The organism is Actinomyces sp. MRS3W, assembly GCF_032465695.1.
Taxonomy (GTDB): domain Bacteria; phylum Actinomycetota; class Actinomycetes; order Actinomycetales; family Actinomycetaceae; genus Actinomyces.
This window is the reverse complement of sequence record NZ_JAWDJJ010000115.1, coordinates 1-22,128: the sequence shown is the minus strand read 5'-3', so window position 1 is coordinate 22,128 and position 22,128 is coordinate 1. Positions and strand designations below refer to the sequence as shown.

The following is a 22,128-nucleotide window of genomic DNA, read 5'->3' as shown; positions in this document are numbered from 1 at the left end:
TCACTTTCCGTCGTTCTGGGCGGCGTCGGCGCCGTCGTTCTTGCCGTCGTTGAGGTGGCGCTCCATGAGGTCCTGGTGGCGGCGGACCTGCTCGAGGTCGGTGATGGGCTCGCCGGGCAGGACGAAGCGCTGTCCCTCGTATTCGCTGCACACGTAGCCGTCGAAGCCCAGCTGGTTGAGCCGGGTGAAGATGCGGCCGTAGTCGATGGAGTACTCCTCACCCTCGTCGGTGACCTCCCAGAACTTGCCGTGGAAGGACTTGATGTAGGGCAGGTACTCGTCCAGGGTGTCCAGCGGGGTGTTCTCGTACCCGGTAGACATCATGGCGTAGAACCGATCCTGGAAGGTGTGGAAGTGCCGGCTCAGTTCCTCGGGGAACTGGTAGTCGTCCGGGTTATCGGGGTTTCGGGGGAAGACCTGCCGCGGGTCGGTACCGGAGGCGAAGATGTCGTCGATGTACTTGATGACGTCCTCGTTGACCCCGAGCGTCTCGCGGAAATAGTTGGTGGACACCCGCGGGTGCCGCTGGCAGTAGATACCGAAGTCGACCACGAGCCCGACATGCGGGTTGTCGACCTCCTTCATCTCCTTGATCCAGGCGGCGGTCATGGGGTGGTCGAAGCTCATGCCGGCGTGCACCTCCACCGCCATGGTGATGCCGAGCTTCTCCGCAAGCGGGAGGGTCGGGCGGATGACGGCGGGGTCGGTCTGGGACACGATGCGCACGAGTGGAATGCCCAGCCGGTGGGTCAGCCGCAGGTCCGCACTGAGCAGCTCGACCTGCTCCTCGGTGGTCAGCCAGCGGTTCTTGTACAGGGAGGAGTTGATGAAGATGTCGTTGGAGACGCGCTCGAGCGGGTGGCGCTCCATAATCGCGTCCCATTCGGCCAGGGTCTGCTCGGAGGCCCGCGCGGCACCACGGATCATCTCGTCGGAGAGGATCTCGATGCCCTGCGTACCCATGTCCTCGACGGCGCTCACGACCCCTTCCAGGCCCAGGCCGCCGCGCCCGTAGGCGTCCTGCAGCGAGTACAGGGAAACGCCCTTCTTGATAGTCATGTATCCGTCCTCTCTCCGTCCTTGGAGGGTTCAGCGCGGCCGGCAGCCGTCGCGGACCGATTGCCCGCACGTGATGGCCGCAGCTGTTTCGGGATCACCCGGATGCCGCGACACTATGGCCGGCTCCTGCTGGCGGGCCAGGGCTGCCCGCCCCGCTTTTGCACGATCACGGCATTAGCCCGCGTCAGTAATACGGCAAACCGCCTAGTGGCGTAGCGGGCCCCTCGCTGGCATAACGAACGCATGCCGCACGCCCGACGCCGCCCGTCCGGGCACAGCAATCAACCACCGCCCCACCGCTGACAAGGATTACCACCCGCCTCCCCTCACGGCCTGCAAAAGCCAACCTGGGTGAGAACACAACGCACCCTGAACTAGGCTGAGAAAGCGTCGACGCCTCTCCCGGCGGCGCCGCTAGCCACAACCTGGGAGGCAACCGTGCCCGGCCCCATCGCCACTATCCCCACCGATGTCCTAACCATTACCGACCTCATCCGCACAGGCCGAGCCAGCACCCGACAGGAACTCGCCCGTCAAACGGGAATGGGCCGCAATACGATTTCCTCACTGATTCATGTCGCCATCGACGCCGGTCTTATCGCCCCGGACGGATCCGCGCCGTCAACAGGCGGCAGGGCCCCGGCCACCTGGCGCTTCCGCCAAGAGGCCGGGCTCGTGCTCGCCGTCGGCGTGCACACATCGACGCTGCGCCTGGCCGTGATGGATCTGGTCGGGCAGCCGCTTGAGCGGCGCACCCTGGCTTGGCCCATCACCCGCGGACCGGACGCGACACTCGCTAGAGCCGCCGAGGAGCTGCAGGACATGGCTCGCGGACACGCTCTGCCGGTGTGGGCGGCCGGCGTCTCCCTGCCGGGTCCGATCGACCAGGAGACGGGCCGCCCATCCAGTCCGCCGATCATGCCGGGCTGGGACGACTTCGACGTGATCGACGCCCTCACCCGTTCTCTTAAGGTCCCGGTCACCACGGGTAATGACGTCAACATCATGCTGCTGGGATATGCATCCACCCTGCCGGAAGCCGCCAGGCGCGAGCCGGCGAACATCCTGTACCTGCAAGTCGGAACCGGAATCGGGGTGGGGATCATGTCCAACGGACGCTTGCACCTGGGCTCCGCAGGTGCGGCCGGCGATATCGGGCACGTGCAGGTGTCCGGCATGGATTCGGTGGTCTGCCGTTGCGGACGCACCGGCTGCCTGGAGGCGGTCGCAGGCGGTTGGGCGCTGCTGCGCGATGCCCGCCGCGCCGCGGTGGAGGGATTGAGCCCGCACCTCAAGGAGTGCCTGGATCGCCGTGGTGAACTTGCCATCGAGGACATCGTGGACGGCGTGAACGCGGGCGACACCGAATGCGTCACCCTCATGGTGCGCAGCGCAACCGCGGTGGGGGACGCGCTGGCCATGCTGGTGAGTTTCTTCAACCCCGGTCGGGTGGTCATGGCCGGGCCGATGCCGCAGGGATGCCCGATGTTCCTCGACGTCGTCAAGCGGATCGTGGATGAGCGCGCCCTAGCGCTGGCCACGGCAGATCTGGAAATCCTGCCTGCGGCCAGCGGGCTCGACGACGAGCTGCGCGGCTGCGCCCTGCTGGCTGTCAATGCCGTGTTCGAGGCGGCCACCGGCGCCTCCCCGTCCCCTCGCCGAGACCGGCACAAATAACACGCCGAAACCGGCACTTATGACGCATCGAAACCGGTACAAGTAACGTACTCGCGCCGGCCGTGGCGGCCCGTCACGTCAAGCCGGCACCCTGCGAACGAAGGAGCCCTCATGATCCGCATCATCGCCACATTCACCGTCAGGCCCGACGCCGTCGAGGAGTTCACCGCTAAGGCCCGTGAGCTGGTGGCGGCCTCACGCGCGGAGGCGGGCAATGTCTCCTATGAGCTGCTGCGTGCCCGCGAGGACGCCGCCACGCTCACCTTCCTGGAGGCCTGGGCCGACGACGCCGCTATTGAGGCTCACAACGCCTCCCCGCACTTCACCACGCTCATTCCGCAGCTCATCGCCTTGTCCACGAGCGATCCCGTCATCGTCCAGTACGAGCAGGTCTGACCCCAAGGTAGGGATGTGCAGGAGCTGTAGGTAGGGATTTGCAGACTCCGACCTTCGAGGGGCACCGGGCCGGGAGGCCACCGTCCCTCCCCTTCGTGGCGCGCGGTCGCCCCGTCGGCGTCGGCCTCAACGCCCTCACGAGTGTCTTCCGCCCGAGGCGTGCAGTAGACCGCGCCTCCCACGCTCGCCGGCGTCCCCAGCGCGCCATGATGGGCGACACCGATCAAGGAGGATCCCGTCATGCCCATATCCACCGCCCAGCCCAGCGTCCAGCTCTACGCCGTCCGCGACGCCCTCAGCCACGACCTGGAGGGCACGCTCGCCCGGGTCGCCGATATCGGCTACACCCAGGTCGAGGCCTTCGCCTTCGTCGAGCAAGCCCCGCGCCTGCGCCGCGCCCTGGATGCCGCCGGGCTGACCGCGCCGACGGCACACGCCTCGATCATTGACGTCGAGGACCCCGAACCGGTACTGGCAGCAGCCCAGGAGATCGGTGTCGAACTGCTCATCGACCCGTTCCTCGGTCCCGACCTGTGGCGCAGCGCCGGCGCCGTGGCCCGCCTGGCGGACAAGGCGAATACGGCCGCCGAACGCGCCGCGCAGGCCGGGCTGGCCCTCGGCTACCACAACCACTCCTGGGAGACGTCAACCATGATCGCCGGCCGCCACGCGCTGGAGGTCTTCGCCGACGCGCTCGAGCCCGGCGTGGCTCTGGAGGTGGACACCTTCTGGGCGACCTTCGGAGGCGCGGACGCCCCGGCGCTGCTGCGCAGGCTCGGCGACCGCGTGCGCGCCATCCACGTCAAGGACGGCGTCATGCCGGCCACTCCCCCGCAGCTGCCCGACGACGTCGAGCAGATCACCGCCCTCATGGCCGAGTACACGGCCCGCCAGCAGCCGGCCGGCGCCGGGGATGTCGACGTCGCCGCCGCCTTGCGGGCCGCCCCGCAGGCCCTCCGGGTGGTCGAGTTCGACGACTACGCGGGCGACATCTTCGAGGGCATCGCCGCCTCGCTCGCCTGGCTGCGCGAGCACGACGTCTGAGCCGACGCCGCTTCCGAACCCGCGCCCTCACGAGCGGCCACCGTACCGATGGGGTTCTGCACCATGCGCGCAGAAGGCCGGGCCGCCGTCCTGGCTGCCGCGATCGGCGGTGGCTACCGTCACAACTGACGCAATTAAGCGACGTCGTCGCCCTCCAAGGCCGCGAGCAGCGTCCGCCCGCAAGCCGGAGTCCGTGTTCGGCGTCGCCTCAGTTCTGTGAAGGAGCAGCACCATGCCTCGTCCCATCAATCTGTTCACCGGCCAGTGGGTCGACCTGCCGTTTGAGGAGGTGTGCACCCTGGCCGAGAAGTGGGGCTTCGACGGCCTGGAGGTGCCGGTCGCCGGCGACCACCTCGACGTCTACCGCGCGGCCGAGGACGATGCCTACTGCCAGGAGTGGAAGGACACCCTGGCCCGCCACAACCTGAGCGTGTACGCCATCTCCAACCACTCCACCGGCCAGTGCATCTGCGACGACCCCATCGACTTCCGCCACCGCGGCCTGCTGTCGGACCGCGTGTGGGGCGACGGCGACGCCGAGGGCGTGCGCACCCGCGCCGCCGAGGAGCTCAAGCTGACCGCCAAGGTCGCGGCCAAGCTCGGCGCCAAGGTCGTCACCGGCTTCACCGGCTCGAAGATCTGGAAGTACGTCGCCATGTACCCGCCGGTGGGCGCCGACGTCATCGCCGACGGATACGAAGACTTCGCCCGCCGCTGGAACCCGATCATCGACGTCTTCGACTCCGAGGGCGTCAAGTTCGCCCTCGAGGTCCACCCCAGCGAGATCGCCTACGACTACTGGACCACCAAGGCGACCCTGGACGCCATCGACAACCGCGAGGCCTTCGGCATCAACTGGGACCCCTCCCACATGATCTGGCAGGACCTCGACCCGGCCGTCTTCCTCACCGACTTCGCCGACCGCATCTACCACGTCCACTGCAAGGACACCAAGACGCACTTCGACGGACGCAACGGCCGCCTGTCCTCCCACCTGCCCTGGGATGACCCCCACCGCGGCTGGACCTTCGTCTCCGCCGGACTGGGCGACGCGGACCTGGACGGCTACTTCCGCGCCCTCAACCAGATCGGCTACTCCGGCCCCATCTCCATCGAGTGGGAGGACTCCGGCATGGACCGCCTGGCGGGCGCCCCCATGGCACTCAAGTTCGCGCGCGAGCACGTCTACGACCTGCCCGACGCCGCCTTCGACTCCCACTTCGACAACCGCTGACCCACGGGTTGAGTCGGGCCGCCCGCCGGGACATGCCGGGGCGCCGTCGACTCACGGCACCCGCACCCCAGCGGTGGAGCCCCGCGTCTTGCGTCAGGCAGGCGCGGGGCTCCGGCATGCTCAGAGAATGCAGGTTCCGTCTACCCACAGCCGTCATCGCAAAGCTCGGCGCACAAGGCTCGGGCGCGGGTGTCGTCGGGTGGGTAGCCCGCCCCATCGCCGCACCCGGCATCTGCTGCAATCCTGAGGGCATGTGCCCCTCCCCCGCCGTCGACGATGCGGCCTCGCCGTCGCCCGACTCCGCGCCCGACGACAACGCGACGGCGCCGACGGCCTATGCTCCCGCCGTCGCCCCGCCGCGACGCCGCAGCACTGAGGCTGTGCGCGGGCTGCGCGTCGGCGGCCTGCTCACCGCCGTGGCGGCCGGTGGCTGGGCCTGGTGGCAAACCGCGCACTACCACGGCGCCTTCCATTTGTCCGACGATGTCCGAAACACCGCCCTCGGGGGAGGCCTGGTTCTGGTCGTCGGCGCATGCCTCGTCTGGTTGCCGCTCGCGTCTGCGATATCGCAGGCAAAAAGACCCCATGCGCTCATACGCGCACTTCTCGTGGTGTCACCGTACGCGGCCGGTTCGGTCCTCTTCGGTTGGCTGTGGTGGCGCGAGTCGCAGGACGTCCAGATGAGCTACCCGGTACTCGCTCAGCTTGCCGTCGCCGCAGCCGGGCTCGGCATCGCCGCCGTCTCAGACCTGCAGCTGCGTCGCACCGGGCGACGAGGCGTCACCTCCTCCGCCCGCACCGCACGAATCCGCCGCATGAACGGCGTCTCGTCCGGCACCACAATGCTCACACTCGTCGTCGCAGCCGTCACGCTAGCCGCTCTCCCCACGCTGTACGCACCCACATCTGTACAGGTCGTCGCGACCGACCCGGCACCGATCCCCGAAACCCTCGCGGATGAGGTGCGTTGGCAGCGAGTCATCCAGCATGACGATCCCCACTACGTCACGGGCGTCATTGCCGGTGCCGCCGGCCCCGTCGTCGTCACCAGATATGGCGTCATGGGGCTGGATTCCAGCACCGGTGAGACCACTTGGTCCTACAGCCGTTCCGCAGCGCTCGAAACGATTGCCAGAAACTGCTTCAAGAGTACGAGCGCACCTTGCGACGCAGTCCTGACCCCGGATCGGACCCGTCTGGTCCTGGGCTACGGATACGATCCCTTGGAGACGGTGTTCGTCGTCCTCAACGCCAGCACCGGGGAGGTCGTCTTTGAGCGCACGTACAAGAACGCCTCCAGGCTTGAAGAGAACCGCGACAACCCGTGGAACTATCGGAACCCAACTGTGCAGGTCACCGATCACGTCCTCGTGATTGAGCAGGAGGTGCTGTCGCTGACCGACGGCAGCCTCGTGAGTACTCTTCCGGACGAGCGTGCGCCAAGCCTGAACGAGGGCAACCGCTGGGAATGCCCTCGTGACGATTCTGTCCACTGCCGGAACTATTGGCCACCGTCCCGTGCCGGGCACTCGACGCTCGTCTTGGGCATCACCTGCTGGAGTCCAGACAACGATCCGAATAACTACAGCGATGACACCTGGTGCGAGATGGAGGTGGCCCCGGATAGCGACCCGTCGGCAGTCACCACGGTCAGCGGCATTGTCCCCTCCGCCGACCACGACCACGGCCCGGAGACCGCAGACGGATGGACCGTACGCTACGCCGACCCCGGCGCCGCCTATGAAGAACTGAGTCGGCACAACCTGCTGGAGGAAGCAGATTCGCTCAGTTTTCCCCTTGAGGCGGTCAACCTGGACACCCTGGCCGGTGTCGATGATGCGGGGCCCGTCGCCCTCGGTGACCTCAACCGCCCCGAACACTACGAGAGCGCCCATACCCTTGCGGTCCTGGGCGCCACCTCGCAGGAGAAAGACGCAACCATTCAAGTGCGCTTCGATCCCGCCACCCGGCAGGCTGTCACCAGTGATGACATGAGCGTCCAGCCCACCGGCGCCGGCTACCTCGACGCACTACGGCTCACCAGGTCATGGCCTGATGACGGTGTCGATCTGGTTCGCTCTGATGAAACCGTCGTCATGCACCTGGAGTACCCCTCAGCCGATCAGCAGGAGCATCTCCGTTTCTTCGGCAAGTACCTGTACCTCGTGCAGACGCCCGGAGCGGTCATAGTCGTCGACCACCGCAGCATTCAGCGCGCAGACGCCAGTGATAGCGACTACGAATCCGTGGGCTACGAGACCGTCATCTACGGCGTCGGCTGACCCGCCTGCGTAGCAGCCCAGCGTCGACAGCAACTGCATCGATTCCATCGAAAACTCACAGGCGCTCGTCCGACCCGCGCTCATGGGCAGCCCGACCCATGGCATCACCCAATGCCTGCAGCCACCATGAAGGTATGCGCCCCTCCCCCACGGCCGACAACGACGTCTCCGCCCCGACCACCGGGCTCGTCGCCGCGCCTGGACTCCGTACCCGCCGCCTACGGGCAGCAGCCTTGGCGGTGGTCCTCACCGTCGTTCTCGTCCTGCCTACGCTCACAGGCTGCGGGGACTCGCTACCAGCCCCAGGCCACACCCCCACGGCAACGGCCGTCTCCAGCACCGTCCCCTCCGGGGTACCCGCAGACATCCCGGACACGCTCGCGGAGGAGATCCGCTGGCAGCGGGTCATCGATGAGGACAACGCCGAGGTCTATCACGTCAACGGCGTCATGGCCGGGGCTTCCGGTCCCATCGTCGTCACCGCCCACGGCGCCCTGGGACTCGACCCCGACACCGGCGAGACCACCTGGTCCTTCCGCGATCCCGAACTCACCGGTTCAATCACCGGGTACGGCGCCGTCTCCTCAGAACGGGCGCGTGGGCGCGCGGTGCTGAGCCCGGACGGCACCCGCCTCGTCATTGGCCTCGGCGCCGGCACTTTCGGAACCCGGCTGGTGGCGCTTGATACCGCCACCGGTGAGGTGCTGTTCGAGCACCTGGTCACTGGCTACGCGATCGTCTCGGAGCGGTCTGTCGATCTGCACATCCAAGTCACCGACCATGTGGTCATGGCGGAGCGTGAAGTGGTGTCGCTGGAGGACGGCTCCCTGGTGGCAACCCTGCCTGAGGACCCTGCCGTGGTTGACGGGGACCGCACGTGTGTGCGCACCGATCTGGACTACTGCTCCAGCTACTGGCCCGGTTCCCAGGGCGGGCACTCGACTCTCATCCTGGACTCGACCTGTTGGGCTCCCGGCGACACCGACACCAGCTGGTGCGAGCTGACCCTGGCCCCCGATACCGACCCCACGGCGTCGCGCCAGGTGGGAGGCTTCGTCCCCATCGATCGGACAACGGGGGACGCCGAGGGACAGAGCAACGTAGCCGGGGAGAATCTCGACGATGTCTTCCCCGTGCTCACCCCGCCCATCATCGACGGGTGGACCGTGCGCTACAGCGATTCCGACGCCGCCTACACCGCGCTGAGCACCAACGGCGCGGACCCGCTCGCCCTCCCCCTGGAAGCCGTCAGCCTGGACGCCCTCGTGGACGCCGACGACGCCGCCCCAGTGCCGCTGGGTGCCTCGGGCCGGACCGTGCGCGATTACGGGGCGCGCACCCTGGCGATAGTCGGCGCGGACCCAAGCTCTGCCGGGGTCATCTTCGACCCGGCCACCCGGCAGGTGCAGGACGCCGATGAGGCGGTGGAGCAAGCCGTGGGACCGGGGTACCTGGACGCACTGGCCGTCACCCGGTCGGGCGCAGACCTCGACGTCACCGGCCCCGACGGCAACGTGGTCCTGCACTTGACCAGTGATGATGCCGGCGTCGAGGTCAGCGACGCCTACCTCGTCCAGGCACCCGGGGTGATCGTCGCCGTCGACCACCACCGCCGTACCACCGCCCAAGGCGGCAAAGCCGATGAGACCGTCATCTTCGGCATCGGGTAGCGGCTGGGCGCCTGCCCGTCGCAAGAGCATTCGACGCCGCCCGCGCCTCAGCTGGCGGACGGTCCTCACCGCCGCGCTCGTGCTCGCCGTCGGCGCCGCGGCGCTGGCCATTCCCCAGAGCCTGTATGCGCTCACTTCGGTGCAGGTGCCTGCCGCTGCGGTTGCCCTCGCGCCCGAAACCCTCGGTGAGGAGGTCGCCTGGCAGCGGGTCATCCGCCATGACGATCCCGATGCCATCACCGGTGTGAGCGCCGGGGCGGCCGGGCCCATTGTGGTGACCAATCACGGCGCCTGGGGCCTGGACCCCGCCACCGGCGAGCCGACGTGGTCCTACACCCGCCCCGCATCGCTTCTCAGAATCGGAAATCCCTGTGACGCCACAACCGGCCTTGATGGGCCGCTCGACCCGTACACCGATGCCTCGTGCTACGCGGTGGTCAGCCCGGATCGGGGCAGCCTCGTGCTGGGCTACGACGCCGGCGCGCTCGGAACGCTGCTCGTCGTCGTCGACACCACCAGCGGCGAGGTCGCATTCGAGCGCATGGCGTATGGCGGAGACGAGGATAGTCGCGGCGCCAGGAAGCACAGTGATGTCCACGTCACCGACCACGTGCTCATGGTGGGAGAAGAGGTGCTGTCGCTTGAGAGCGGGCGCCGTCTGGCCACCGTCCCCGAGAACGCAACGCCCGCCCCCTACGACTACTCCAACCGTTACTTGAGCTACGACTGTCCCAATGACGTGGCCTGGTGCTGGGAACATAAGGGGCCATCCACCGGCGGACATGCGACTGTCATCCTCGGGCTGACCTGCTGGCGCCCGGACCAGGACTTTGACAAGCATTCGAACTGGTGCGAGGCGCGAATTGTCCCGGACGACGATCCCACCGCGGTCCGGGTGGTCGAGGGTATTGTCGGCCCAGGCAACGGCGGCCCGGAGGTTATCGACGGATGGGCCGTGCGCTACGCCGACCCCGACGCCGCCTACGCCACGTTGGCCCAGAGCTCCCTAGAGGACACCGACCCAGCCGATCAAGCCGCCGCGCGTGATCTTTCGCTTGAGGCCGTGGACCTGGACTCCGTCTCCGACCCCGAACCCGAGGAAGCGATGCCGCTGAACGGCATCGGCGGCGCCGTCCATGCCTACCGCACCCAACACCCGTACCGGGTGCTCACCGTCGAGGGCATGCCCAAGGAGGCGGAGCGGTCGGCCGAGGATGCGGAACCCGAGGTCTATGTTGTCCCGTCCGCGGGCGGGGCTTATACCGCTGCAGAGCTCGCGCGGCTGTCATCCGGTGCCGCCTATCTGGAGACGCTCAACGTCCATAGGTCGAAAAACGAGGGCGTGAGCGCGGTAGGCCCGGATGGTGAGGCCGTCCTGCAGTTGGAGGACTACCCCGCCGCCGACAACCAGTTTCCGACCTCCGGGGCCGGCTACATCCTCCGGGCTCCCGGCGTGGTCGCCGTCGTCGATCACCACATGATCCTGGACGAGGCCACCGGGAACGTCTCCTACGAGCTCATCATCACCGGTCTGCGCTGATAGTGGCTACCCCGCCCCTACCAATCCGGCCCGTGGGCAGACCGCCCCATGGCGGGCACCCGCGCCACCTGCCACCCTGGTGGCATGGGCACTTCCCCCGGCGACGACGCGACGGCGCCATCCCCTCCCGACGCCGAGCCCCGGCACCACAACCGAGGCACCGACATCCTGAACGGCTCCCTTGACGCCACCAGTAGCCAAACCGTGGTGGTTGGACTGGGCTGACCCGACCAAAACCCCTCCACTGCAGCAGCCCCGTCATTAGTGCCGGTCTCGGTACGTCATTAGTGCCGGTCTCGGCATGTTACAAGTGCCGGTTTCGGTGCAGGGGCGGAACGGTGGGGGCACCGCGGGCACTCGGCCGTCGGCGATATCTCCTTGCCCGCCGTCAGGCAATGCAGGATAGCCTCAGCTCATGACTGCCGATTCAGCTGCGACGCCTGCTTCCTCCGTCTTCGATCACCGCTCGGTCGCTCGTGTGGACACCGACCGCCCGGACTACTACGGACGCCGACTCGTCGATCACATGAACCGCAAGATTGATGCGACGTGGGACGATGCCACCACATCCGGCCGCCTCGCCTTCAACCGGGAGGGGGCGGTGGTCGGCGTCGTCGACCTCACCTGTGAGGAGAAAGCACTGATCCTGACGCTGTCCACCTCGGCACAGGAGCAGCCCCGGCTGGAGGAGGTCGTCGGCATTCACCTGGCCCGTTTCGGCTACCGGGACTCCCTCGCCGTCTCCTGGATCCGCGACGGCGGCTCCGTCGGCACCATGCAGGGCCCCCTGTCCGCGCAGGACATGGAACGCATGCGCCGCGAGTACGAGGCCCGGCAGCGTCAGTAATTCGGCGCAGCCCGCCAGTCCCGCCCGCAGCGCAGCCCGCCAGTCCCGCCCGCAGCGCAGTCCGCCGGTCCCGGTCTGCGGCGCAGTCAGCCCCAATCGGGGCGCACGGTCACTCCGCCGCAACCGTGATGTGCCCGGTGGGGTCCTGGACGCGCAGCATGAGCAACAGGCCAATGGCGAGCACCAGCACGATGCCGAGAATGCCCCAGTACCCGGCGCTTTCACCCACAACCCGGGTGCCCACCCAGATCGCCGCACCGTACATGGCCGGCGCCATGAAGGACACGGCCCTGCCGGTGGTGGCGTACAGACCGAAGATCTCGCCCTCGCGTCCCTCGGGGGCGAGCCGCGCGAGGTAGGAGCGCGCCGCCGACTGGGCCGGCCCCACGCATCCGGACAGGATGAGGCCGAGCATCCAGAAGATGGTCGCCCCGGCGGAATGCAGGAAGAATACGAGCAGCCCGGCCGCCACCAGCACGGTCAGCGCACCGAGGATGACCTTGCGGGGGCCGAGCACGTCGTCGAGCCTGCCCGCGGCAATGGTGGCCACACCAGCGACCACGTTCGCGGCGACGGCGAAGATGATGACGTCCCCGGAGGAGAAACCGAAGGTGTTCTGGGCAATGATGCCGCCGTAGGTGAAGACCCCGGCGAGGCCGTCACGGAAGACCGCGGCGGCCAGTAGGAACCACAGCACTTCGGGGTGGGCGCGGTACAGCCCCACGAGGGTGCGCCACAGGTGCTTGTAGGAGGCGAGCAGCGACTCGTGCCGCATGATCCGCGACGGCGCTTCAACGGGGTCGGCGGGCTCGTTCTCCAACCCGGCCAGCATGCGGGCGTCGTCGTCGTCGGCGGCCTGGATGGCGGCCCAGCGGCGCCAGGCCCGCTTACCGGACTGAGTCACCAGTACCGGGATGGCGCACAACCCGAACCAGGCGGCGGAGATGAGCATGGAGACGCGCACGTTCAACCCGTTCTCGGCGGTCACTCCGAACCAGCCGACCTCGGGGCTGATGAAGCCGACGTACAAGATGAGCAGCAGCACGATGCCGCCGAGGTACCCCATGCCCCAGCCGAGCCCGGATACCGCCCCAACGCGATCCTTCGTGGCCAGCCGGGACAGCAGGCCGTTGTAGTTGACGGAGGCCAGCTCGAAGAAGATATTGCCGACGCCGAGCAAGGTGATGCCGAGCCACAGGTACCCGGGCTCGGGCAGCACGAAGTACAGGGCCGCACTGACGGCCACCACCACGGCCGTGTAGGCGCCAAGCCAGAACACGGTGCGCCCGGCGCGGTCGGAGCGTTGCCCGGTGACAGGAGCCAACAGGGCGATGCACGCACCGGCGATAGCCAGCCCCAGGGAGAGAGAGGACTCGTTGGCGGCGGGGTCGCCGAAGGCGGATCCGGTCAGGTACACGGAGAAAACGAAGGTGGTGATGACGGCGTTGAAGGCCGCCGACCCCCAGTCCCACAGCCCCCAGGCGATGACCGGCCAGGTGAGCAGCTTGCCGCGCGCGGAAACAAGCGAGTCGGCGTCCGCCGCGGCGGGGTTGAATTCGGTGTCCCGTCCGGGAGCATGAGGGCTCATGCCCACGAGCCTACGGCGCTGCTGGCTCCCGGCGGGCAAGCGTCTCGGCGAGTGCGAGGTCCAGGGGGGTGGTCACTTTGAGGGCGAGCGGATCTCCGGGAACGACGACGACCCTGCCGCCCATGGCCTCCACGAGGGCGGCGTCGTCGCGGGCGGAGTGGGCCTCATCGACGGCGTCGGCCGCGCCACGAGCATGGGCGGCCTCGAGGGTGGGGCGGGCGAAGCCCTGCGGGGTCTGTACGGCGCGCAGGCGATCCCGCTGCGGGGTACCGACGACGCGCTCCACCGGCGATGCGCCAGCCACCCGACCGTCGCCCTCGAGGGCGACCTCCTTAATCGTGTCGGTGACGGGTAGGCCCGGGACGACGGCGTCGTGCACGAGGATGACCTCGGCGTCCGGGCGACTGTCCAATGCGGCGGCTAGGCCGAGTGCGACAGAGGCCTGCCGGGAGGCCGGCGAGCCGGCGACGACGGCGATACGTCCGGGCCCGGCAAGGTCGGAAACTTCAGCGGTGAAGCGGTCGACCTCGGCGACGGGGGCGGTCACAGTGATGTGGTCGATGACGCCGGAGGCGAGCAGTCCGCGTGCCGCCCGCCGCAACAGGGACTGCCCGGCAAGCTCGACCAGCGCCTTGGGGCCGTCCGCGCCGAGTCGCATGCCGGACCCGGCGGCGGTAAGCACCGCAACGGTGGAGCCGCCGCCTTCTGTCAATTCGGTGTTGTTCCGGTCCGGCATGTCCGGGACCCTACCAGCGCCACCGCGATACCGGCGTCAGGCGGCGGTGCCGGAGGCGAGGATCTCGTCGAGAGTGGTCTCGGCTTCTTCCTCGGGGGTCTTCTGCGCGAGCGCGAGCTCGGAGACGAGAATCTGGCGGGCCTTGGCCAACATGCGCTTCTCCCCGGCGGACAGGCCGCGGTCGGTATCGCGGCGGGAGAGGTCACGGACAACCTCGGCAACCTTGATGACGTCACCGGAGGCAATCTTCTCCTGGTTGGCCTTGAAACGGCGCGACCAGTTGGTGGGTTCCTCCGTGAGCGGAGCGCGCAGCACGTCGAAGACGCGCTCCAGGCCGGTCTCGTCGACCACGTCACGCACGCCGATGAGGTCGACGCTGTCGGCCGGGACCAGGATGGTTAGGTCGCCCTGCGCAACCTCGAGCTGCAGGTAGGTCTTCTCCTCACCCCTCACCTTGCGCTGCCGGATGTCAATGATCCGGGCGGCTCCATGGTGGGGATAGACAACGGTCTCGCCGACTTCAAATGTCATGTGTGAGGTCACTCCAGATTTGTCGCGGGGTACTAGTTTATCAGGAAATGACGCCGGAAGATCGGGGAGCTAGCTCACATGGGCCGGCACGGGGTGCCGTCTCAATCGCCGGTAACAAGCCGGTAGCCCACCCCGCGCACGGTGGTCAGTAGTTTCGGGGAACTCGGGTCCGTCTCGATCTTGGCGCGGATCCGCTTGACATGGACATCCAAAGTCTTAGTGTCCCCGACGTAGTTGGTGCCCCACAACCGCTCAATGATCTGGCCGCGGGTCAACACATGGTCGGGGTGGCGCAGGAACAGTTCCAGCAGTTCGAACTCGCGCTTGGGCATCGCCACCACCTGGCCGTCGACACTGACCTCGTGGCGACCGACGTCCATGGTCACTCTCCCGGCTGTGAGCACCGGCTCTTCGGGCTCCTCGCCCGCGGTGCGGCGCAGGACGGCGTGCACGCGCGCCACCAGCTCCCGGTAGGAGTAGGGCTTGGTCATGTAGTCATCCGCGCCGATCTCCAGCCCGGCGATCTTGTCCAGCTCGGAGTCCCGCGCAGTGAGCATGATGACGGGGACTCGGGAGCTGCGGCGGATGCGGCGGCACACCTCGGCCCCGGACATCCGCGGCAGCATGAGGTCGAGCAGTACGAGGTCGATGGGGCTGGAGCCGTTCGACGCAGATGCGGCTTCAAAGCGCTCCATGGCCGCCACCCCGTCCTGAGCCTCCACGACGTCGAAGCCGTCGCGGCGCAGGTTGAGCGCGAGCGGTTCGCGGTAGTTCTCCTCGTCCTCCACGAGCAGGATGCGAGTCATGGCTGCCTTTCTTCCGCAGTGGGGTCCACGCCGGGTATCCGCCTCGGGGCCTGCTCATCGGAGATGGCGGCAATGGCGGCGAATGCGGCACCGGCTGCGCCGCTGGCCACGGCCTCGGCGGCCTCCGCGTCGGGCACGTCCGTTTCACTGTGGTGGCGCGGCAGTACCAGCGTGAAGGTGCTCCCGTGCCCGGGCGCGGACCATAGCTCCACGGTGCCGCCGTGATCGGCGGCGACGTGCTTAACGATCGACAGTCCCAGGCCGGTGCCACCGGTGGCGCGCGAGCGGGCCTTGTCCACCCGGTAGAAGCGCTCGAAGACGCGCTCCTGCACGTCCTTAGCGATCCCCATGCCCTCGTCGACGACGGCGATGCGCACCAGCTCCGGGTCGGCAGCGTCCAGGCTGATCCCGACGCTGACGCGGGTGCGCGGGTCGGAGTAGCGAATAGCGTTGTCCAGAAGATTGCTGATGGCGGTCACCAGCAGCGCGGCGTCCCCGAGGACGTGGAGGTTCTCGGTGCCGCCGGCTACGAGCGTGATCTCCTTCGCGCCGGCCTCCACGCGCACGCGGTCCAGCGCATCGACGACGACGTCGTCCAGGCTGACGTCTTCGGGCTCGACCAGGGCATCGCCGTCCTGAAGCCGGGACAGCTCAATGATGTCGCGCACGAGCAGTTCCAGACGGCGGGACTCCTTGCCCATGCGTCCCGCATAGTCGGCAACAAGCTCGGGATCGTCGGCGTTCTCACGGACCGTTTCCGCCAGCAGGGAGATCGCCCCGACCGGAGTCTTGAGCTCGTGGGAGGCGTTGACGACGAAGTCGCGTCGCATGTCCTCCAAGCGCCGGGCAGCGGTGCGGTCCTCGATGAGGACGAGCACGCGTCCGCGGCCGAGGGCGGCCACGCGCACCTGGAGGTGGAAGTTGCCGGCGCCGCTGATGCGTCCGCGCGCCACAACGATCTCGGCCTCCTGCGCCTCGCCGGTGGCGCGCACGCGCTCGACCATCTCTGCTACCTGCGGCTCGACCACCTCGTCGTCGCGCACAATGTTGTAGGTGTAGGCGGCGGCCGAGGCGCGCAGGACCTCGCCGTCGTCGTCAAGGAGGACCGCGATCGAGCTGAGTGCGGCAAGCACCGGAATGACGCCGTCACGCTCGAGCGTGGACCCGGCAATGATTCCGTTGCCGCGGGCATCGCGCGTGGCATGCCCGAGGGCGAGCCCAACCGCTGCGCCGACCGCGACACCCGCGACGGCGACGGCGATGACCAACCAGACGGTACCCACGGCCCCTAGGGTAGAGGTGCGGCCGGGTGATCCGCGAACCCGGCCCGGCAAGACCCGGGAGACTCATCGTGCGAGACATCTTCAACCAGGAGCTCAAGCAACTGGGCACCGACCTGGCGTCCATGGCAGCGCAAGTCGCCACCGCCATTGAACGCGCCGCTGAGGCGCTGCGCACCGGAGACATCGTCGTGGCCGAGCAGGTCATTGACGCCGACGAGCGCATCAACGACCTCCAGCGCGACATCGATGACATGTGCGTCATGCTGCTGGCGCGTCAGCAACCCGTCGACCGGGATCTACGCAACGTCATCTCCGCCCTGCGCATGGCTCAGACCCTGGAGCGGCAGGGCGACCTGGCCCGGCACGTGGCGGCGATCGCCCGGGGCCGCTACCCGCACACGCCGGTGCCCGAGCCGGTCTTCGGACTCATGGTGAAGATGGCCGACGCCGCCGTGCGCGCCGGCCGCGACGTCCTGGAGCTCATCGAGACTCAGGACCTGGACCTGGCCGCCCAGATCCAGCAACGCGACGCCGAGTTGGACGCGCTGCATCGCGAGTCCTTCCAGATGATCCTCAACCCGGCCCTCGAGCTCACCCGTCAGCAAGTCATCGACGCCGTTCTCATGGGCCGTTTTCTGGAGCGCTTCGGCGACCATTCGACGTCGGTCGCCCGGCGTATGGCCTACCTGGTCTCCGGCATTACCGTGCCCAACCCCAGCGAGTCCGGTCAGGCGCAGTCGGCATCCAGCGATGTTGACGCACCGCAGTGACCCCGCCGCGATGCGTCCCCCTCAAGGACTGCCGCGCGACTGCCACTAAGTCTCCGATAAGTCGCCGTCAGTCACCTGTGTACACGCCCGTAACCACTCGTAACCGGCCTGTTTCTCACCCGATGGGGCCGCGGCACACCTCCCCTACAGGCACAGAACAAGGGGTGGGATGACAAACGAATGTCATCCCACCCCTTGCTATAAAACGGGCTGTGGCGGACCTCAGTGCGAATTCACTGCGGGTCGCCGTGCACCGACCGGAACGCGATTCACTTGCCCTGGTTGGCGACCGCGGCGATCTTCGCCTCGGCGTCGGGGTCGAGGTAGCGACCGCCCTTCTTGATCGGCTTGAGGGTCTCCTCGTCGAGCTCGTAAACGAGCGGGATTCCGGTGGGAATGTTGACGCCGGCGATGTCCTCGTCGGAGATGTCGTCAAGGTGCTTGACGATGGCGCGCAGCGAGTTGCCGTGGGCGGCAATCATGACGGTCTTGCCGGTCTTGATCTCGGGAACGATCGTCTCCTCCCAGTACGGCAGCAGGCGGGCGAGAACGTCCTTGAGGCACTCGGTGGTGGGGATGGGCTCACCCGCGTAGCGCGGGTCAGTGTCCTGAGAGAACTCCGAGCCGAGCTCGATCTCCGGCGGCGGCACATCGTAAGAACGACGCCAGAGCATGAACTGCTCGTCACCGTACTCCTCGCGGATCTCCTTCTTGTTCTTGCCCTGGAGCGCGCCGTAGTGACGCTCGTTGAGACGCCAGTGCCGCTCCACCGGGATCCAGTGGCGGTCGGCCGCGTCAAGGGCCAGGTTCGCCGTCATAATGGCGCGACGCAGCACCGAGGTGAAGAGCTTGTCGGGAAGGACGCCGGCCTCCTTGAGGAGTTCGCCGCCGTGGACGGCCTCTGCCCGCCCCTTCTCCGACAGCGCAACGTCCACCCAGCCGGTGAACAGGTTCTTAGCATTCCATTCGCTCTCGCCGTGGCGGAGCAGCACAAGGGTGTAAGCCATGAGGGACATTGTGCCAGGCTCAGCCGAACGCCACCAGGCCCCCGGGTCCTAACGGAACCCGGGGGCCTGGCCAGCATGTGAACGCGGCGATTACCGCGCCTTCACCGGCCACTCGGCCGGCATCACCCTCAGCTCAGTTGTTGTTGCTGGGGTTGTTGGCAGCCATGTAGGCCTCGCGCACCGGAGCGGGGATGCGTCCACGGTCAGAAACCTCGTAGCCGTTGGCACGAGCCCACTCGCGAATCTTCTGCGTCACCCCTGTCGGCGGGCGACGGCGCAGCGTCCTGCGCCCACCGCGACGACGCGCCTTCACGGTCCACTCTTCAATCGACTCGCGCAGCGCGGCCGCGTGCTCCTCGTTGAGATCAATCTCGTAAGTGACACCGTCCAGAGCGAACGTAATGGTCTGGGTCGCCTCAGAACCGTCGATGTCATCCACAAGAACAATCTGCGTCTTCTGCGCCATATTGGTCCTCCTTGCCACAGATTATGCGGGCCCCGGCTTCCAGTGCGGGATCATCCCGAGAAACAGGATAGACATAACAAGGCAATTGAAGCAAGGAAATGAGGAAAGCGACCCGCCGGAGCTCGCTTAACCCGCAAGCGATCCTCCACGGGAGGAAGGACGTCGGAGCCACCTGTGGGAATCGAACCCACGACCTATTCATTACGAGTGAATCGCTCTGCCGACTGAGCTAAGGTGGCGTGCCGCGAAAGCAGCGACACGCAGGCTACCGCCTGTCGGCGCCGCCATGCAATCCATAACCCGACCCCAAATAGTGGTTTAGAGCACAGATGCCTGTGCTGCGTACTCTGTCCATATGCACATCCATGTCACCTACGCCGGCGGGACCATCGGGATGGTTCATTCGCCTCGCGGACTTCGCCCCGGCGCAGACCTCGCCGGCTGGCTAGCCGACCTTCTCACCCGTCATCCCACCTCCGACGACGCCGTCCCACCCGCCTCCCCATCCGCATCTTTGACCACTTCCCTCACCACGCTACAGCCGCTCATCGACTCGGCCGATGCTGCGCCACACACCTGGCAGGCCATCGTCGACGATGTGCACGCGCACGCCTCCCGTGCCGACGCCTTCGTTGTTCTGCACGGTACCGACACGCTGGCCTATACCGCCGCCGCGCTGTCCTACGCACTGACCGAGCTCGACCAACCGGTGGTCATCACCGGCTCCCAGCTGCCCCTCGGCGCGAGAAGCTCCGACGCCCCCGGGAATGTCACCGGAGCCCTGCAGGCCATCGTCCAAGGGGCACCGCCTGGAGTACATGTGTTCTTCGCGGACCGCCTGCTCGCCGGCAACCGAGCCACCAAAGTCAGTTCCTGGTCCTTCCAGGGCTTCGACTCCCCCAACGCCGCTCCGTTGGCCATCGCCGGCGCGCCCTGGCACTGGTCCCCGGCGTCTCGTACCTCAGGGCAGGGGCAGGGCTGGCCCACGCCGCAGCCGTTGACCAGCCATGACATCGTCGTCGTCGATCTGGTTCCCGGACTGACTCCCGCACGCCTCGACGCGCTGCTCACGCCCCGGCCGGTCGCCGCGATTCTGCGCGCCTTCGGCGTCGGCAACGTGCCCGGGGGCGAAGCCGGATTGGCCACGGTGGTCGCCGACGCCGTCGCGGCAGGGGTGGCGGTCGTCATCGCCTCCCAGTGCGCTCAGGGCGAGGTGCGGCTCGGCCAGTACGCCGCCGGGGACGCCGTGGCCCGAGCGGGCGCGGTCGGCAGCGCGGACATGACCCTGGAGGCGACCTACGCGAAACTGCAGTTTCTCGCGTCCCAAGGGCTACGCGGTGCCGAGCTGGGAGCGTGGATGGGCCGTAATCTGGCTGGGGAGCTCACGCCGTCGTCGCGCGCTCCCTCGCCTCTGGTGTCTGACGCCGGGCGCCAGGCGGATTAGGGCAGGTTATCCGCTGCAGGTCAGGCCCTCCTCCGGCAGTACGCCCGCCAGCAGGTAGTCGTCGACAGCGTTGGTGACGCAGTCTCCCGCGCGCCCGTAAGCGGTGTGCCCCTCGCCCTCCCAGGTCACCAGGTGACCGTCGTCGAGCTGCTCGGCAAGGGCCTGCGCCCACGTATACGGCGTGGCCGGGTCGCCGGTCGTGCCGACCACCAAAATGGGTGCGGCACCGCTGGCATGGATTTCGGTCCGCTCCCGCGTGGACTCGTGCCCCCAGGCCTGGCAGAACAGGTCCGAGTAGCCCAGGTCGGTACCGAAGGTCGGGGACGCCGTTTGCAGTTCCTTCCGCTCTGCCTCCCAGCTATCGGCGTCGCCGGTCACCGGGTAGTCCAGACAGTTGATCGCGTTGATGGCCTCACCGCCATTGCCGCTGTAGGAACCGTCGTTCTCGCGCGAGGCGAATAGGTCGGCGATGGATAGGAGCACCGATCCGTCATCCTGATGCATGGCCTGGTTGAGCCCCTCGCTGAGCACGGACCAGGACTCCGACTGGTACATGATTCCGAGAATGGCGGACTGGGCGAGTGAGTAGGTCAGCGGCCGGTCGGGGTCGGAGGTGGGGATCGGAGCGTTCTGGGTGACCTCGAGGAAATCCTGGATTTGGGCGACGCCGGAGTCGACGTCGCCGGTCAGTGGGCAGTCGTCGCCGCTGAGGCAGTCTTGGACGTAGGCGCGCAGCGCGTTTTCAAAGCCGGCCGCCTGCCCCAGGGTGAGTTCACCGGCGCTCAATGACGGGTCGATGGCGCCGTCCAGGACCATGCGCCCGACGTTGTCCGGGAAGAGTTCGGCATAGGTGGCGCCAAGGTAGGTCCCGTAGGAGTAGCCGAGGTAGGTCAGCACGTCATCGTCGACGACAGCGCGTAGCACATCCAGGTCGCGGGCCGCAGAGATCGTGTCGACATGGTCGAGCAGTCCAGTGGGCGTGTTGGCCTCGCACTTGTCCGCGTACCAGGAAGCGTGCTGTGCGACTTCCTCCTGAAGCGCGGTCTCGTCGCTGTCCTCGTCATCGGTTGACTCGGAGTCCGCCCGCTCTTCATCCAGCTCCGCATCGGTCAAGCAGTCGATCGCCGTGGAGTTGGCTACGCCGCGCGAGTCGAAGCCGACAATGTCGTAGGCGTCGAGCAGTGCGTCGGAGAAATAGCCGTCAACACTCTCCGTCAGATGTACCCCGGAGCCGCCGGGACCACCGGGATTGATGAAGAGCGTGCCCAGCGCCGTGCCGTTGGCGGACCGCTTCTTCATGGCAATATCGATGCTCTCACCGTCCGGATCGGCGTAATCAAGGGGCACGGTGACATAGGCGCAGCTGAAATCGGCGTCCCCGGCATCCGTCTGGGTCATGCCTACATCGGCACACGGGTACCAGTCGACCGTCTGCGCATAGAAGTCCTCCAGACCGTCGGGGATGGTGGGTGACGCCGCTTGCGATGCTCTCGTCGCTGCCGACGGGCTGACGTTCGCGGTGGGGCTCAGGCTGTCGCATGCGACCAGGCCGAGCGCGGCCAAGGCGGCCAGGGCTGCCGCAGCCACGCGGCGCGGACGAGTATCGAGGATGCTCACCCGCGCAGCCTACGGGGAAGAACGCGGGCAGGGGTTCTCATCGAGCGGGAAGTCCTCCCCGACCGGTTCACGTCATTAGTGCCGGTTTCGGTGCGTTATAAGTGCCGGTTTCGGTGAAGGGGCGGATGGGG

General features: G+C 67.6%; 20 protein-coding genes and 1 tRNA gene. 11 read left to right on the top strand and 10 right to left on the bottom strand.

What is annotated here, in order from left to right:
* A complete protein-coding gene (locus RWX45_RS03845; RefSeq protein WP_316022457.1) occupies nt 1-1,059 on the bottom strand; it encodes a sugar phosphate isomerase/epimerase family protein in 1,059 nt (352 codons plus the stop codon).
* A gap of 438 nt (nt 1,060-1,497) precedes the next feature.
* On the opposite strand from RWX45_RS03845, the gene RWX45_RS03840 reads away from it, so the two are divergent.
* The 9 genes from RWX45_RS03840 to RWX45_RS03800 all read left to right on the top strand — a co-directional run bounded on the left by RWX45_RS03840 (nt 1,498) and on the right by RWX45_RS03800 (nt 11,749).
* Complete coding sequence (locus tag RWX45_RS03840) at nt 1,498-2,736, top strand: ROK family protein (RefSeq protein ID WP_316022456.1); 1,239 nt, start codon at nt 1,498-1,500, stop codon at nt 2,734-2,736.
* 111 nt (nt 2,737-2,847) lie between these two features.
* A complete protein-coding gene (locus RWX45_RS03835; protein ID WP_316022455.1) occupies nt 2,848-3,132 on the top strand; it encodes a putative quinol monooxygenase in 285 nt (94 codons plus the stop codon).
* Nucleotides 3,133-3,372: 240 nt separating this feature from the next.
* Nucleotides 3,373-4,176, top strand: coding sequence for a sugar phosphate isomerase/epimerase (locus RWX45_RS03830; protein ID WP_316022454.1), 804 nt, complete (start codon nt 3,373-3,375; stop codon nt 4,174-4,176).
* 232 nt (nt 4,177-4,408) lie between these two features.
* The gene (locus RWX45_RS03825; RefSeq protein WP_316022453.1) at nt 4,409-5,410 is read left to right on the top strand and encodes a sugar phosphate isomerase/epimerase family protein; all 1,002 of its coding nucleotides are present in this window, start codon (nt 4,409-4,411) and stop codon (nt 5,408-5,410) included.
* A 251-nt stretch (nt 5,411-5,661) separates the two neighbouring features.
* Nucleotides 5,662-7,692 (top strand): hypothetical protein, encoded by a 2,031-nt coding sequence (locus RWX45_RS03820; protein WP_316022452.1) that lies wholly within the window; start codon nt 5,662-5,664, stop codon nt 7,690-7,692.
* 134 nt (nt 7,693-7,826) lie between these two features.
* Entirely contained in the window at nt 7,827-9,362 is a 1,536-nt protein-coding gene (locus tag RWX45_RS03815; protein ID WP_316022451.1) for a hypothetical protein, read from the top strand.
* Entirely contained in the window at nt 9,334-10,902 is a 1,569-nt protein-coding gene (locus RWX45_RS03810) for a hypothetical protein (RefSeq protein ID WP_316022450.1), read from the top strand. The genes RWX45_RS03815 and RWX45_RS03810 overlap by 29 nt, the downstream gene beginning before the upstream one ends.
* Nucleotides 10,903-10,986: 84 nt before the next feature.
* The gene (locus RWX45_RS03805) at nt 10,987-11,127 is read left to right on the top strand and encodes a hypothetical protein (protein WP_316022449.1); all 141 of its coding nucleotides are present in this window, start codon (nt 10,987-10,989) and stop codon (nt 11,125-11,127) included.
* Nucleotides 11,128-11,317: 190 nt separating this feature from the next.
* Entirely contained in the window at nt 11,318-11,749 is a 432-nt protein-coding gene (locus RWX45_RS03800) for a DUF2218 domain-containing protein (RefSeq protein WP_316022448.1), read from the top strand.
* 109 nt (nt 11,750-11,858) lie between these two features.
* On the opposite strand, the gene RWX45_RS03795 is transcribed toward RWX45_RS03800, so the two are convergent.
* The 5 genes from RWX45_RS03795 to RWX45_RS03775 form a co-directional block, all read right to left on the bottom strand.
* A complete protein-coding gene (locus RWX45_RS03795) occupies nt 11,859-13,337 on the bottom strand; it encodes an MFS transporter (protein WP_316022447.1) in 1,479 nt (492 codons plus the stop codon).
* Nucleotides 13,338-13,347: 10 nt separating this feature from the next.
* Nucleotides 13,348-14,073: a 2-C-methyl-D-erythritol 4-phosphate cytidylyltransferase gene (locus tag RWX45_RS03790; RefSeq protein WP_316022446.1), complete on the bottom strand. Its 726-nt coding sequence runs from the start codon at nt 14,071-14,073 to the stop codon at nt 13,348-13,350.
* 36 nt (nt 14,074-14,109) lie between these two features.
* Entirely contained in the window at nt 14,110-14,604 is a 495-nt protein-coding gene (locus RWX45_RS03785) for a CarD family transcriptional regulator (protein WP_316022445.1), read from the bottom strand.
* Between the two features lie 101 nt (nt 14,605-14,705).
* Nucleotides 14,706-15,410: a response regulator transcription factor gene (locus tag RWX45_RS03780; protein ID WP_316022444.1), complete on the bottom strand. Its 705-nt coding sequence runs from the start codon at nt 15,408-15,410 to the stop codon at nt 14,706-14,708.
* Nucleotides 15,407-16,693, bottom strand: a complete 1,287-nt coding sequence (locus RWX45_RS03775) for a sensor histidine kinase (protein ID WP_316022443.1) — start codon at nt 16,691-16,693, stop codon at nt 15,407-15,409. Before RWX45_RS03775 ends, RWX45_RS03780 begins: the two co-directional genes overlap by 4 nt.
* A gap of 68 nt (nt 16,694-16,761) precedes the next feature.
* Between RWX45_RS03775 and phoU the strand changes: the two genes are divergently transcribed.
* A complete protein-coding gene (gene phoU / locus RWX45_RS03770) occupies nt 16,762-17,463 on the top strand; it encodes a phosphate signaling complex protein PhoU (protein WP_316022442.1) in 702 nt (233 codons plus the stop codon).
* Between the two features lie 269 nt (nt 17,464-17,732).
* On the opposite strand, the gene RWX45_RS03765 is transcribed toward phoU, so the two are convergent.
* From RWX45_RS03765 to RWX45_RS03755, 3 genes are all read right to left on the bottom strand, one after another.
* The gene (locus RWX45_RS03765; RefSeq protein ID WP_316022441.1) at nt 17,733-18,470 is read right to left on the bottom strand and encodes a phosphoglyceromutase; all 738 of its coding nucleotides are present in this window, start codon (nt 18,468-18,470) and stop codon (nt 17,733-17,735) included.
* 133 nt (nt 18,471-18,603) lie between these two features.
* Complete coding sequence (locus RWX45_RS03760) at nt 18,604-18,936, bottom strand: Lsr2 family protein (protein ID WP_316022440.1); 333 nt, start codon at nt 18,934-18,936, stop codon at nt 18,604-18,606.
* Between the two features lie 166 nt (nt 18,937-19,102).
* Nucleotides 19,103-19,175, bottom strand: a tRNA-Thr gene (locus RWX45_RS03755).
* 116 nt (nt 19,176-19,291) lie between these two features.
* Between RWX45_RS03755 and RWX45_RS03750 the strand changes: the two genes are divergently transcribed.
* Nucleotides 19,292-20,380: an asparaginase gene (locus RWX45_RS03750; RefSeq protein ID WP_316022439.1), complete on the top strand. Its 1,089-nt coding sequence runs from the start codon at nt 19,292-19,294 to the stop codon at nt 20,378-20,380.
* Nucleotides 20,381-20,386: 6 nt separating this feature from the next.
* On the opposite strand, the gene RWX45_RS03745 is transcribed toward RWX45_RS03750, so the two are convergent.
* A complete protein-coding gene (locus tag RWX45_RS03745) occupies nt 20,387-21,997 on the bottom strand; it encodes an alpha/beta hydrolase (RefSeq protein ID WP_316022438.1) in 1,611 nt (536 codons plus the stop codon).
* Between the last annotated feature and the right edge of the window lie 131 nt (nt 21,998-22,128).

What these genes read in the sequence shown, in the direction of transcription:
- RWX45_RS03795 (WP_316022447.1), bottom strand. Translation starts at nt 13,337, where the DNA reads ATGAGCCCTCATGCTCCCGGACGGGACACCGAATTCAACCCCGCCGCG.
- RWX45_RS03830 (WP_316022454.1), top strand. Translation starts at nt 3,373, where the DNA reads ATGCCCATATCCACCGCCCAGCCCAGCGTCCAGCTCTACGCCGTCCGC.
- RWX45_RS03820 (WP_316022452.1), top strand. Translation starts at nt 5,662, where the DNA reads ATGTGCCCCTCCCCCGCCGTCGACGATGCGGCCTCGCCGTCGCCCGAC.
- RWX45_RS03760 (WP_316022440.1), bottom strand. Translation starts at nt 18,936, where the DNA reads ATGGCGCAGAAGACGCAGATTGTTCTTGTGGATGACATCGACGGTTCT.
- RWX45_RS03805 (WP_316022449.1), top strand. Translation starts at nt 10,987, where the DNA reads ATGGGCACTTCCCCCGGCGACGACGCGACGGCGCCATCCCCTCCCGAC.
- RWX45_RS03815 (WP_316022451.1), top strand. Translation starts at nt 7,827, where the DNA reads ATGCGCCCCTCCCCCACGGCCGACAACGACGTCTCCGCCCCGACCACC.
- RWX45_RS03785 (WP_316022445.1), bottom strand. Translation starts at nt 14,604, where the DNA reads ATGACATTTGAAGTCGGCGAGACCGTTGTCTATCCCCACCATGGAGCC.
- RWX45_RS03765 (WP_316022441.1), bottom strand. Translation starts at nt 18,470, where the DNA reads ATGGCTTACACCCTTGTGCTGCTCCGCCACGGCGAGAGCGAATGGAAT.
- RWX45_RS03790 (WP_316022446.1), bottom strand. Translation starts at nt 14,073, where the DNA reads ATGCCGGACCGGAACAACACCGAATTGACAGAAGGCGGCGGCTCCACC.
- RWX45_RS03800 (WP_316022448.1), top strand. Translation starts at nt 11,318, where the DNA reads ATGACTGCCGATTCAGCTGCGACGCCTGCTTCCTCCGTCTTCGATCAC.
- RWX45_RS03780 (WP_316022444.1), bottom strand. Translation starts at nt 15,410, where the DNA reads ATGACTCGCATCCTGCTCGTGGAGGACGAGGAGAACTACCGCGAACCG.
- RWX45_RS03825 (WP_316022453.1), top strand. Translation starts at nt 4,409, where the DNA reads ATGCCTCGTCCCATCAATCTGTTCACCGGCCAGTGGGTCGACCTGCCG.
- RWX45_RS03835 (WP_316022455.1), top strand. Translation starts at nt 2,848, where the DNA reads ATGATCCGCATCATCGCCACATTCACCGTCAGGCCCGACGCCGTCGAG.
- RWX45_RS03845 (WP_316022457.1), bottom strand. Translation starts at nt 1,059, where the DNA reads ATGACTATCAAGAAGGGCGTTTCCCTGTACTCGCTGCAGGACGCCTAC.
- RWX45_RS03810 (WP_316022450.1), top strand. Translation starts at nt 9,334, where the DNA reads ATGAGACCGTCATCTTCGGCATCGGGTAGCGGCTGGGCGCCTGCCCGT.
- RWX45_RS03750 (WP_316022439.1), top strand. Translation starts at nt 19,292, where the DNA reads ATGCACATCCATGTCACCTACGCCGGCGGGACCATCGGGATGGTTCAT.